General features: G+C 66.9%; 12 protein-coding genes. 5 read left to right on the top strand and 7 right to left on the bottom strand.

Going from position 1 to position 12,243, the window contains the following annotated elements:
- Positions 1 to 2: 2 nt before the first annotated feature.
- Entirely contained in the window at positions 3 to 1,463 is a 1,461-nt protein-coding gene (locus LN047_RS05990; RefSeq protein WP_373981320.1) for an efflux transporter outer membrane subunit, read from the top strand.
- A 47-nt stretch (positions 1,464 to 1,510) separates the two neighbouring features.
- Here the strand turns inward: LN047_RS05990 and LN047_RS05985 are convergent, their stop codons facing one another.
- The 3 genes from LN047_RS05985 to ytfE all read right to left on the bottom strand — a co-directional run bounded on the left by LN047_RS05985 (position 1,511) and on the right by ytfE (position 3,730).
- Positions 1,511 to 2,428, bottom strand: coding sequence for a DUF808 domain-containing protein (locus LN047_RS05985; protein ID WP_373981319.1), 918 nt, complete (start codon positions 2,426 to 2,428; stop codon positions 1,511 to 1,513).
- 158 nt (positions 2,429 to 2,586) lie between these two features.
- On the bottom strand, positions 2,587 to 2,997 hold the full coding sequence (locus tag LN047_RS05980) for a hemerythrin domain-containing protein (protein ID WP_128827625.1): 411 nt from the start codon (positions 2,995 to 2,997) through the stop codon (positions 2,587 to 2,589).
- A gap of 61 nt (positions 2,998 to 3,058) precedes the next feature.
- On the bottom strand, positions 3,059 to 3,730 hold the full coding sequence (gene ytfE, locus LN047_RS05975; protein WP_373981318.1) for an iron-sulfur cluster repair protein YtfE: 672 nt from the start codon (positions 3,728 to 3,730) through the stop codon (positions 3,059 to 3,061).
- 151 nt (positions 3,731 to 3,881) lie between these two features.
- Here ytfE and norR point away from each other — a divergent pair, with 151 nt between their 5' ends.
- Positions 3,882 to 5,411: a nitric oxide reductase transcriptional regulator NorR gene (norR, locus tag LN047_RS05970; protein WP_373981317.1), complete on the top strand. Its 1,530-nt coding sequence runs from the start codon at positions 3,882 to 3,884 to the stop codon at positions 5,409 to 5,411.
- A gap of 36 nt (positions 5,412 to 5,447) precedes the next feature.
- Here the strand turns inward: norR and LN047_RS05965 are convergent, their stop codons facing one another.
- A complete protein-coding gene (locus LN047_RS05965; RefSeq protein ID WP_063955322.1) occupies positions 5,448 to 5,801 on the bottom strand; it encodes a hypothetical protein in 354 nt (117 codons plus the stop codon).
- Between the two features lie 77 nt (positions 5,802 to 5,878).
- Entirely contained in the window at positions 5,879 to 6,781 is a 903-nt protein-coding gene (locus LN047_RS05960; RefSeq protein ID WP_373981316.1) for a LysR family transcriptional regulator, read from the bottom strand.
- 101 nt (positions 6,782 to 6,882) lie between these two features.
- Between LN047_RS05960 and LN047_RS05955 the strand changes: the two genes are divergently transcribed.
- Together LN047_RS05955 and LN047_RS05950 are read left to right on the top strand one after the other, a co-directional pair.
- Positions 6,883 to 8,214, top strand: coding sequence for an arylsulfatase (locus LN047_RS05955; RefSeq protein ID WP_063955326.1), 1,332 nt, complete (start codon positions 6,883 to 6,885; stop codon positions 8,212 to 8,214).
- A gap of 41 nt (positions 8,215 to 8,255) precedes the next feature.
- The gene (locus LN047_RS05950) at positions 8,256 to 9,224 is read left to right on the top strand and encodes a tripartite tricarboxylate transporter substrate binding protein (protein WP_373981315.1); all 969 of its coding nucleotides are present in this window, start codon (positions 8,256 to 8,258) and stop codon (positions 9,222 to 9,224) included.
- Positions 9,225 to 9,283: 59 nt separating this feature from the next.
- Here LN047_RS05950 and LN047_RS05945 read toward each other — a convergent pair whose 3' ends face one another.
- Positions 9,284 to 10,024, bottom strand: coding sequence for an SDR family oxidoreductase (locus tag LN047_RS05945; protein WP_056321629.1), 741 nt, complete (start codon positions 10,022 to 10,024; stop codon positions 9,284 to 9,286).
- Between the two features lie 41 nt (positions 10,025 to 10,065).
- Positions 10,066 to 11,406: a CitMHS family transporter gene (locus LN047_RS05940; protein WP_108005373.1), complete on the bottom strand. Its 1,341-nt coding sequence runs from the start codon at positions 11,404 to 11,406 to the stop codon at positions 10,066 to 10,068.
- A gap of 119 nt (positions 11,407 to 11,525) precedes the next feature.
- Between LN047_RS05940 and LN047_RS05935 the strand changes: the two genes are divergently transcribed.
- Positions 11,526 to 12,230, top strand: coding sequence for a response regulator transcription factor (locus LN047_RS05935; RefSeq protein WP_056321624.1), 705 nt, complete (start codon positions 11,526 to 11,528; stop codon positions 12,228 to 12,230).
- Positions 12,231 to 12,243 lie beyond the last annotated feature (13 nt).

Below are 12,243 nucleotides of genomic sequence, written 5' to 3'. Positions count from 1 at the left end.
CCATGCGCATCCCCTTCACTTTCCAACGCGTTCGGTTTGCGGCGCTGCCGCTGATGCTGGCACTGGGCGGCTGCGCCTTCGCGCCGGACAGCAAGCCGCCCGCCATGGCGCAACCCGCGCAATATGGCGTCGAGGCCGCGCCCCCCGCGGGCGCCACCGCCCAGGGCGTGGCGCAACGCTTCGAGCGCGGCGCGCACCCCGTGCCGCAGTGGTGGAAGCGCTACGGCTCCGAGGCGCTGAACGCACTCGTCGAGGAAGGCCTGGCCAACAGCCCGGACCTGGCCGCCGCCGAACGCAACCTGGCCGGCGCGCGCGAGCAATTGCGCGGGCAGGTCAATTCCTCGCTGCTGCCTTCGGTCGACGCGGGCGCCAGCGCCACGCGCAACCGTGCGTTGACGATGCCCGAACTGCCCGAACCCACGGCGCTCTTTAACGTCTTCACGGGACAGGTGCAGGCCAGCTACAACCTGGACCTCTTTGGCGCGGCGCGCTTTGCCAACACCTCGCTGGCGGCGCAGGTCGCGCAGCAGGCGTATCAGCTTGAAGCTGCCCGGCGCTCGCTCGCGGCCAACATCGTCACTGGCGCGATCACCTCGGCCGCGCTGGCCGATCGCGTGGCGCTGACGGAAAAGCAGGCGGTGCTGCTGCGGCAGGTGGCGCATGACACGCAACGCCGCTATGAATACGGCTCTGCCTCGCAGAACGATGCGCTGGCCGCCGACCAGGACGCCGCCACGCTGGAGGCGTCCTTGCCCGGACTGCGCGCGCAGTGGCATGCCACGCGTCACGCGCTGGCCGTGCTGCTGGGCCGCAGTCCGGACCAGGCGCCCCCCGACCTGGCCTTCGACACGCTGGCCGTGCCCGAGGCGGTGCCCGTGGTGGTGCCGTCGGAACTGCTGGCCTCGCGGCCGGACATCCGGGTCGCCGAAGCGGCGCTTGAGGCCGCCGCGGCCGACGTGGGCCTGGCCACCGCGCAGATGTTTCCCAGCCTGTCGCTGTCGGCGTCCATGGGCAAGGGCGGGTTCTCTTGGGCCGACGCCTTGTCAGGTGGCGGTTCGATCTGGGCCATTGGCGCGTCGCTGACGCAGCCGATCTTCCATGGCGGGCAATTGCTGGCCGAACGCAGCGCCGCGAAAGAACGGTACGAGGCCGCCGTCCTGCAATACAAGCAGACCGTGCTGACCGCGTTTCGTGATGTGGCCGACACGCTCTCGCGCCTGGATGCGGGCGGACAGGCGCTGGCGTCGGCGGAAGCCTCGCGGCGCGCGGCCGAACAGTCCTATCGGAACACGGCCAACCGGGTCAAGTTGGGCGCGCTGGCGCCTTACACCCAATACGCCGCCGAACAGCATTACGTCGCTGCGCGCCTGCGCGAACTGGAATACGCCAACAGCCGCATGACGGAAACGGCGGCGCTGTTCCAGGCAATGGGGTCGCCGGTCGCCGCCGCACAGCAAAGGTAGCGATCCCGCGCGCCGGTCTTCGTGGCGCGCCGGGACCGGCTGGCGCATCAGCCTTTCTTGAACAGGCGCTTGACCAGACTCACCGCGCTCAGCACGACCGCGCCGGCGACGATGCCGAACAGCGCGTTGAGCAACGTGGACACCAGCGCGTGCACGACGCCGCCCCCGCCCACCGCGGCGGCGGCATGTTCGATGGCCGCATGCACGGGGGGAATGCCGTGGGTCAGGATGGCGCCGCCGACCATGAACATCGCAGCCGTGCCCACCACGGACAGGGTCTTCATCAGGTAAGGCGCCGCGCCCACGATCCGCTCGCCCAGCCAGGCCACCGCGCGCGACGACTTCTGGCTCAGGTGCAAGCCCAGGTCATCGAGCTTGACGATGCCCGCGACCAGGCCGTAGACGCCCACCGTCATCGCAATGGCAATAATGGACAGCACCGCGACCTGCCGTGTGAAGTCGGCGCCCGCCACCGCGCCCAGGCTGATGACGATGATTTCCGCCGACAGGATGAAGTCGGTGCGCACCGCGCCTTTGATCTTGGTCTTCTCGAACGCGACCATGTCGACCGACCGGTTCTGCAGCGCCTCGGAGAGCGCGGCGTGATGCCCTTCCGGGGATTCGCCATGCGACAGGAACTTGTGCGCCAGCTTCTCGACGCCTTCGTAGCAAAGAAAGGCGCCGCCCAGCATCAGGAGCGGCGTGATCGCCCAGGGCGCGAAGGCGCTGATGAGCAGCGCCGCGGGCACCAGGATCAGCTTGTTGATGAAGGAGCCCTTGGCCACCGCCCAGACGACGGGAAGCTCGCGGTTGACGGGCACGCCGCTGACCTGCTGGGCGTTGAGCGCCAGGTCGTCGCCCAGCACGCCCGCCGTCTTCTTGGCGGCCACCTTCGTCATGACGGAAACGTCATCCAGGATGGTGGCGATATCGTCGAACAACGCGAAAAAGCTGCTTCCGGCCATCAATATCCCCAGGCGCCTAATAAGGTGCTCCGAGTGTACAGGCGGCGGCCGGCGGATTCATGCAACCGAGCTGTCGGTTTTCATTCCGTTTGTGTCCGGATCGGGGCGGGTTGTGCGCCGTGCGCACCGCCGCGTCTTAGCGTCTGGCGGGCCTGCCGCTACATCGCCTCGATGCGGGGATAGAGATCGCGGTTTTCGCGCTGCATGCGCTCGTGCACCCGGCGCAGCACGGTGTTGGCGTCGTCGCGAAAACCCCGCTCGTCCAGTTCAAGGCTGCGCGCATTGTTCCAGCGTTTGGCGAAGCCTTCGTAGGCGGCGGCGATGGCGTCCATCTCTTCCTGGAATTCGCGTCCCTTTCGCGCCAGGTCGGCGTCCGCGCTGCGCGCCACTGCGGGATACAGCGCGCGGTCCTCGACCGCCAGATGCAGTTTGATGGTGGCGCTCATGGCGACGATGCCCTGGGCGATCTCGGCCGCGTTGCGCGCCACGCCGGCCAGGGCCAGCTTGCGCAGCGACGCGATGCCTTCAAGGATATCCACGTGTTGCTGCTTGAATTTGTCGATGTTCATACGGACCTTCCCTGCTGATGCCGCGGGGCCGGCAGGCCCCGCCCTTCCTTGCCGCGCGCCGTCAGGCCGGCGCGCGCGCTCCTGCGTTCTCGAAAAGGATGTTGTTTTCCAGGTGAATGTGCGCCATCAGGTCTTCCTTGAACTGGCGAATGCCCAGGTAAAGCGCGCGCCAGGTATTGCAGGCCGCACGCGGCAGGGTCACGTTGTTGGTCAGCGCCATCAGGCGTTCGAGCGCCACGCCGTGGTCGTCGTGTTCCGTGCGCATGACCATGATCGGCATGGTGGCCATGGCGCCGTGGCCGCGCGCCAGCATCGGGAACAGCACCTGTTCCTCCTTCTGCATGTGGCTTTCCAGCTCCTGCTGCATGGCGCGCAGGTGATCGGCCAGGCCCGTCGGGCAGTCCGGGCTGTCGGCGTGGACCTGTTCCACCTTCAAGGCCAGGCGGATGAGTTCGGGCAGTTGCTGACGGTGGACCTCGTGGTAGCGCGCCAGGATGTGATCGACCAGCTCGGCCGGCGAAGCGAGCCCCCAGTCCGTTTCCTGCGAGGGGTTCTGCGCCAGGGCGACCAGGCGCGCCTCGATCTGCGCGGGATCCAGCGAACGCTGGGCTGCCGCCTCGGCCAGGCTTTTCTTGCCGCCACAGCAGAAGTCCAGTTCGAATTCGTGAAACACCTGCGTGGCGCCGGGAATGCTGCGGGCCAACTGGCCCAGGGATTGCTCAACCATGCTCATCGCGTCTCTCCATAGATCATGACGGTGCTTCTCTACTTGCGAAATCCGTGCCAGGAAAAACTTGCGATTTATCAATCACCTGCGTTTTAAAGGGTAAATATCACCCTTCAGCGGTAGGGTTCTATTCACCTTGCAACGGTAGAATTCACCCATGCAAAATCTCCTGCTTGCCGACCTGGTCGCCGACCTGCCGCCCGCCATTCGTCTGCAGCGTCTGGTCTCCAGCCTTCGTACGCATTTCCGCTGCGGCGCCGTCGCGCTGCTGCAGCTCGAAGAAGATCACCTGCGCCCCATCGCGGTGGACGGCCTGACGCAGGACGCCTTGGGCCGCCGCTTCGCCGTGCAGCAGCATCCGCGGCTGGCAGCCATCCTGGCGCGGCGCGGCGTCACCTGCTTTCACCACGACAGCACCCTGCCCGATCCCTACGACGGACTCATCAACGGCATGGCCGGCGAACCGCTGCCCGTGCACGACTGCATGGGCACCAGCCTGCACATCGAGGGCAAGACCTGGGGTGTGCTGACGCTGGACGCGCTGGAGGTCGGCACGTTCGACATGGAGGCGCAGGCCGATCTGCGCGACTACATCGTGCTGCTCGAAGCCGCGCTGCGCACCACCCGCCTGGAGGCCGAGATCCGCGCCCTGCGCGTGGCGCGCGGGCAGGCGCCGGCGGACAGCGCCGCACCCGCCGCCAGCGAGATCCTGGGCCAGAGCGAGTCCATTGCCCGCCTGCTGCACGAGATCGAAGTCGTGGCCGATTCGGAATTGCCGATTCTGCTGCTGGGCGAAACGGGCGTGGGCAAGGAATTGTTTGCGCGCCGGGTGCACGGGCTGTCGCGCCGCCGCGACCGGCCGCTCGTGCACGTGAACTGCGCCGCGCTGCCCGAGTCCCTGGCCGAAAGCGAATTGTTCGGCCACGCGAAGGGCGCGTTTTCCGGCGCGGTGGCCGACCGGCCCGGCCGCTTTGAAGCCGCCAACGGCGGCACGCTGTTCCTGGATGAAGTCGGCGAACTGCCGCTGCTGGTGCAGGCCAAGCTGCTGCGCACCCTGCAGAACGGCGAGATCCAGCGCCTGGGCGACGACCGTCCGCGGACGGTGGACGTGCGCATCGTGGCGGCCACCAACCGCAGCCTGCGCGACCTGGTGCGCGCGGGCGATTTCCGCGCCGACCTCTACCACCGGCTGTCGGTCTATCCGATTCCCATCCCACCCCTGCGCGACCGCGGCAACGACATCCTGCTGCTGGCCGGCCGCTACCTGGAACTGAACCGCGCGCGCCTCGGGCTGCGCAGTCTGCGGCTGTCGCCGGAGGCCGAGGAAATGATGCGCCGCTACCGCTGGCCCGGCAACGTGCGCGAACTTGAACACGTCATCAGCCGGGCGGCCATCAAGGCGGTGAGCCACGGCGCCAGCCGCAACGAAATCGTCACGCTGGGCGCCAAGCTGCTGGACCTGTCCGACGGCGACATGCCCGGCGCGCTGGAAGACGACACGGATGACACACCTGTTCCGGATGCGCCGGCACAGTCGCTACGCGACGCGGTGGACGCCTGTCAGCGGCAGGTCATCCGCCGGGCGCTGGACACCCACGACGGCAATTGGGCCGTCGCCGCGCGCGCGCTGGATGTTGACCCAAGCAACCTGCACAAGCTGGCGCGGCGGCTGGGGTTAAAGGGCTGAAACGGGGGTTGCCAAGCCCGCACGCGGCAGCATCCATCAGCCCTTGGGCATCTCGCGCTTCAAGCAGGCATTGACCACCTCGGTCACGTTCTTGCTCAGCCTTTCGCTGTCCGGCGTGGCGCTTTTGGTCGCCAGCAGCTGGTCCAGCTGCTTGAATTCTTCGTACGGCACGGATTTCTGCAAACCGTCGACCATGCAATTGCAATAACTGGCGGCCTTGGCGTCCACTTCCGGCGAGGCCTGGACCCGGGACTTGAAGCCCGCGACGCACGAGCTATAGGTCTCGCGCTGGACCTCGGGCGGATAGGCCTCTTTCTTGCCGCACGCGGCAAGCGCCGCCAACGACATCAGCCCCACGCCCGCCGCAACCCGCAATGACGTTCCAGCCATGAGCCCCGCTCCTGATGAATTGAAAGCGGACCATTTTGGCATAGCCGAAACCCGCCATTGCGCCCCGGTCGCCGCGCTTAGCCCATGCCCGCAGCACAATCCAGGATGGCGCGCCGGAACTCGTGCATCAACGGCGACCAGGCGGTCCCCTGCCGCGAAATCAGCGCAATGGCGCGCGGCAGCGGCCGGCCCAGCGCCACCGGCAGCGCGACGACGTCCGCCTCAGCCTCCAGCGCGCTTTGCGGCAGCAGCGCCAGCAGGTCCGTCTGCGCCAGCAACTCCAGCGTGCCCTTGGAAAAGTGCTCGACTTCCAGCGCCGCAGCGGGCAATGGCAAGTTGCTTTCCGCGTACCGCGAATCCAGGGCCTTGCGGGCAATCGAGGAAGGCTTGGGAAGAATCCACCGCAGGTCCGCCAGATCGCGCAACGCCAGCTTGCGGCGCGCGGCCAGCGGATGGTCGCGGCTGGCCGCCACGCAAAGGCGGTCTTCCATGATCGGTTCATGGTGCAGGGTCGAAGGCACGTCCGCATAAATAGGCGTCACGGCCAGGTCCAGCTTGCCGCTGGCGACCTGCTCGTTCAGGTCATCGGATAATCCCTGTGTCAATTGCACCCGCAGCGCCGGCCGGCGCGGCAGCAGGTGCCGCATCGCGGGCATCGCCACGCTGTCGATGGTGGCGCCCGTCACCCCGACGCGCAGCAATCCCGCCTGCCCCACGCGCAATTCCGCCGCGTGACGCATGGCGTCCAGGTATTCGGCCCAAAGCCGCTTGGCATGTTCCAGAAACACCAGTCCGGCCGACGTCAGGCGCAGCCCACGGCCACTGCGGTCCAGCAACGCCAACCCCGTATCGGCCTCCAGCCGCTGCAGCGACTTCGACAGCGCCGGCTGGCTGACGCCAAACGACGCCGCGGCGCGTTCCAGGTTGCCGTACTCGACGGCGGCCAGGAAGTACTCGATATCCCGCAGCGACAGATTCATAACCAAAGTTCATTCATTTACGTACTTTCGGGAATATAACGGCCACCCTGCCCTCCTAGAATCCTGGGATCAACCCGAGCATTCACCGAGGCGAGAGCACAATGGAACACAAGCCGAACATCGTCTTGATCGTGGCCGACAATCTGGGATGGGGCGAACTTGGCTGCTACGGCGGCGGCGCCCTGCGCGGTGCGCCCACGCCAAACATCGACCGCCTGGCCGCCGAGGGCCTGCTGCTGCAGAACTTCAACGTGGAAAGCGACTGCGTGCCCACGCGCTCGGCGCTGATGAGCGGCCGTCACCCCATCCGCACGGGCTGCCTGCAATCCGTGCCGCCCGGCCTGCCGCAAGGGCTTACGCGCGACGAGATCACGCTGGCGCAACAACTGTCGGGCCAGGGCTACGCCACCGCGCATTTCGGCAAATGGCATCTGGGCGACATCCCCGGCCGCTATCCCAGCGACCGCGGCTTTGACGAGTGGTACGGCATTCCGCGCACCACCGACGAAAGCCAGTTCACGTCGTCGATCGGCTTCGATCCCTCGGTGGCGGACATTCCGCACATCATGCAAGGCGAAGCCGGCGGGCCGTCGGAGAACGTCAAGGTCTACGATCTGGATACGCGGCGCGGCATCGACGCCGAACTGGTGGACCGGTCCATCGGTTTCATGCGCAAGCACGCCGAGGCGGCGCGCCCGTTCTTCCTGTATCTGCCGCTGGTGCATCTGCACTTTCCCACCCTGCCGCACCCCGACTTTGCCGGGCGCACGGGCGCGGGCGACTTTGCGGACTCGATGGTCGAAATGGACCACCGCGTCGGCCAGATCGTGCAGGCCGTGGACGCGCTGAACCTGCGCGAGAACACCGTGTTCATCTTCTGCAGCGACAACGGCCCTGAATACCGCAAGCCTTATCGCGGCACCGCAGGGCCCTGGAGCGGCACCTACCATACCGCGATGGAAGGCAGCCTGCGCGTGCCCTTCATCATCCGCTGGCCCGGCCGCGTGCAGCCGGGTCAGGTGTCCAACGAGATGGTCCACGTGACCGATCTGTACACCACGCTGTCCCGCATCGGCGGCGCCGACATTCCGCAGGACCGGCCCATCGACGGCATCGACCAGACCGACTTCTTTACCGGCGCCAGCCCGAAATCGCTGCGCGAGGGATTCCTGTTCTACATCAAGGGCGACCTGCGCGCCGTGAAATGGCGCGACTGGAAGCTGCACTTCTACTGGGAGCCCGAGGTCAACGAGGGCAAGGGCAAACTGGAATCCCCATATCTGTTCAATGTGATTCAGGACCCCAAGGAGGAAAGCGACATTCTCATCTTCAATACGTGGGTGCTCGGCCCCATCCTGAAAATGGTGCAGGCGTTCAACCAGTCGTGCGCCGAACATCCGAACACGCCGCCCGGCAAGCGGGATCCCGGCTGAGCGCAAGACTAATCACCGATAGCAGAAATCAAGGGGAAAACATGAAATTCGCTATCCAATGCTGCGCGATGCTCCTGAGCATCGCCCTGCCCGCCGCGGCCGCCACGGCGGCCGACAGCAATTCTCAATGGCCTGCCAAACAGATCACGTGGGTGGTGGGCTTCGTGCCCGGCGGCACGGCGGACGTGCTGACCCGGATCGCGGCGCAGGAACTGGCGCGCCAGACCGGCCTGAATGTCATCGTGGAAAACCGTCCCGGCGCCTCGGGGGCGATCGCGCTTCAGCTGGTTGCGCGCAGCAAGGCCGCCGACGGCTATCTGATCACCGTGCCAGGCCCGCTCATTTACCCGACGCCGCAACCCGACATCGGCCGCGAGCTGGCCCCCGTGATGCTGATGGCGCAAGGCCCCATGGTCATCGTCGGCCCCGCCCGCAACGCCAAGAACAGCCTGCAGGACGTGCTGACCGATGCCCGGCGCCAGCCCGAAGCCTGGAGCTATGGCAGCTCGGGCAACGGCACCTCGCAGAACCTCGCGGGCGAATTGCTGAACCAATACGCCGGCACCCGCATCGTGCATGTGCCGTACAAGGGCGGCGGGCAGGCGGTGGCGGACGTTGCCGGCGGACAGATTCCGCTGGCCATCCTGGGATCCGCGCCGGTCATGCCGCAGATCAAGTCCGGCGCACTGAAGGCTTACGCCGTGACGACGCCCTATCGCCTGGACAGCCTGCCCGACGTGCCCACGGTGGAGGAATCGGGCTTCAAGGGCTACGCCGCGACGCAATGGTTTTCAGTGGCGGCCAGCAATGCCATCACGAGCGAACAGCTTGAACCCATCAACGCAGCACTGCGCGCCGCGGTCGCCACGCCTACGTTCAAGGCGGCGGTCGACAACGCCGGCATGCTGGCCGGCGGCGGCTCGCGGGAAGACCTGCTGAAGTTCATCCAGGCGGACAACGCCAAGTGGAAGGCCCTGATCGACAGCGGCGCGGTGAAACTGGCGAACTAAGGGGCTGGCGAACTAAGGGGCTGGCAAACTAAGGGGCTGGCGCACTGCGGGGCTGTGCATCAGCTCATGTACACGCCGCCGTTGATGGCGTAATTGGCGCCGGTGACGAACGCCGCCTCGTCCGAGGCCAGCCACGCGCACAGCCCGGCCAGATCCTGCGCGGTGCCCAACCTGCCGACCGGTACGCTTTCGACGATGCGGTCCAGCAGCGCGGGCGGGAAGGCGCGGACGGTGTCGTCGGCGATGAAACCCGGCGACACCAGGTTCACCGTCACGCCGCGCGCCGCGACTTCCTGCGCGAGCGAACGGGTGAAGCCGATGACGGCGCCCTTGGCGGTCGCGTAGTTGATCTGGCCGATCTGTCCTTTTTCGGCCGCCACCGATCCGATGTTGATGATCCGCCCCCAGCCTCGGTCCGCCATGCTGTCGACGACCTGCTTGGTGCTGTTAAAGAGCGTGTCCAGATTGCTGCGCAGGACGGCCGACCAGTCGGCGTGGCCCATCTGCCGAAAGCGCATGTCCAGCATGGACCCGGCGTTGTTGACCAGCACGTCGATCTCGCCGACCTCGCGGCGGACCTTGGCGAACGCGGCCTCGGTCGAGGCCCAGTCGGTGGCGTCGCCTTCCGAGGCGATGAAGTCGTAACCCAGCGACTTCTGTTCCTTCAGCCAGTGGTCCTTGCGGGATGAGCGCGGACCGCAGCCGGCCACCACGCGATGGCCGGCGCGGTGCAGCGCCTGGCAGATCGCGGTGCCGGTGTGGCCCATGCCGCTGGTGACGTAGGCAATGCGCAAAGCCATGGTGCTTCCTTCTCAGTGTCGTGCGGCGGGCGCCGCGGGAATCAGGCGGCGGCGCCGACCAGCGGGAACAGGCCGAACGCCAGCGCGGCCGCCAGCATCACCAGGCAGACCATCGTGGCCCACTTGAGCGAATAGCGCTGGTGATCGCCGAATTCCACCCCGGCCAGGCCGACGAGCAGGTAGGTCGACGGCACGAGCGGGCTGAGCAGGTGGACGGGCTGGCCGATCAGCGAGGCGCGCGCCATTTCCACGGGCGAGATGCCGTAGCCCTGCGCCGCTTCGCTCAGGATGGGCAGCACGCCGAAGTAGAAGGCATCGTTGGACATGAAGAACGTGAACGGCAGGCTGACCAGCGCGGTGATGCCCGCCAGGTACGGTCCCAGCGCGTCGGGAATCACGGCGAGCAGGCTGCGCGACATGGCTTCGACCATGCCGGTGCCCGACAGGATGCCGGTGAAGATGCCTGCCGCGAAGATCAGCGACACCACCGACAGCACGTTGCCGGCATGCTGCGCCACGCGGCGGCGCTGCTCGGCCAGGTTCGGGTAGTTGATGATGAGCGCAACCGCGAACGCAATCATGAACAGCACGGGCAGCGGCAGCACGCCCAGCACCAGGCTCACCATCAGCGCCAGCGTCAGGCCCGCGTTCACCCACAGCAGCTTCGGACGGCGCAGGTCGTGATCCACTTCGATCTCGGGCAGGTTCTTGGGGCCGTCCTCGTCGTAACCGGCATGCAGGGACGCGCCAGCGGGCAGCGACAGCACGCCAAGGCGGCGGCGCTCGCGCAGGCCCAGGAAGAACGCCAGGATCAGGATCGCCACGATCGCCACGCCCATCACCGGCACCAGCGGCACGAAGATGTCGCCCGCGTCCACATGCAGGGCGCTGGCCGCCCGCGCCGTCGGGCCGCCCCACGGCGTCAGGTTCATCACGCCGCTGGCCAGCATCGCCAGGCAGGTCATGGACAGCGCGTTCATCTTCAGGCGCCGGTACAGCGGCAGCATCGATGCCACCACGATCATGTAGGTGGTCGACCCGTCCCCGTCCAGGGAGATCACCAGCGCCAGCACGGTCGTGCCCACCACGATCTTGAGCGGATCGCCCTTCACCGCGCGCAGGATGCGGCCGACGATGGGGTCGAACAGGCCCGCGTCGATCATCACGCCGAAGTACAGGATGGCGAACATCAGCATCACGCCGGTCGGCGCGATCTTGCGGATGCCGTCCAGCATCATCTTGTCGATGCCGCCGCCAAAGCCGCCCAGCAGCGCAAAGATAATGGGGACAAGGATGAGGGCGACGAGCGGCGAAAGGCGCTTGGTCATGATCAGCGTCATGAACGTGATCACCATGCCGAAGCCAAGCAGGGTCAGAAGCATGAGGGTTATCTCCAGCTAGTCGTTGTTATGTGCTGCCTCCGGCGGGGGAAGCAGGATCGCAAGACTAGGAAGAAAAGCTGTCTGGAACCTGTCGTTTTTTGCTATGCGACAATCGCGCCATGCGCATTCTGGTAATCGAAGACGACGAAGATCTTTCCGACGCACTCGTGCGCCGGCTGCGCCGTCTTGGCCACGCGGTCGACAGCCAGAATGACGGCCTGAGCGCCGATGGCGTCCTGCAGTACGAGACCTTCGATCTGGTCATCCTGGACATCGGCCTGCCTCGCATGTCGGGCTTTGACATCCTGCACCGGCTGCGCGACCGCGGCAGCAAGACGCCCGTGCTTGCGCTGACCGCGCGCATCGACATCGAGGACCGCGTTCATGCGCTGGATACCGGCGCGGACGACTACCTTGCCAAGCCTTTCGATTTCCGCGAACTGGAAGCCCGCTGCCGCGCGCTGCTGCGCCGTCCCAGTCCGCAGGCCACGGGCGTCCTGCGATTCGGCGACCTGGTCATCGACAGCGCCGCGCGGCAGGTGACGCTGGCGGGCCGGCGCATCGAGCTGCCCAAGCGCGAATTCAGCCTGCTGGAAATCCTGCTGGCCGGCATGAACCGCGCCGTCAGCAAATCGGAAATCGCGAACAAGCTGTTCGCCTTCGATGACGACGCCGCGCCCAACGCCATCGAGGTCTACATCGCGCGGCTGCGCCGCAAGCTGGAAGGCTCGCCGCTGCGCATCGAAACGCAGCGCGGCACCGGCTACCTGCTGACGGCCGCCGGCGGCGCGCAGGACGAGCCCCCTACCCCGCCGTCACCGTAGCGGTCCCGCGCCA

It is taken from the genome of Achromobacter sp. JD417 (genome assembly GCF_041879325.1).
Taxonomy (GTDB): Bacteria; Pseudomonadota; Gammaproteobacteria; order Burkholderiales; family Burkholderiaceae_B; genus Achromobacter; species Achromobacter mucicolens.
The sequence above is the reverse complement of the archived record's forward strand: the minus strand, read 5'-3'. Positions and strand labels throughout refer to the sequence as shown.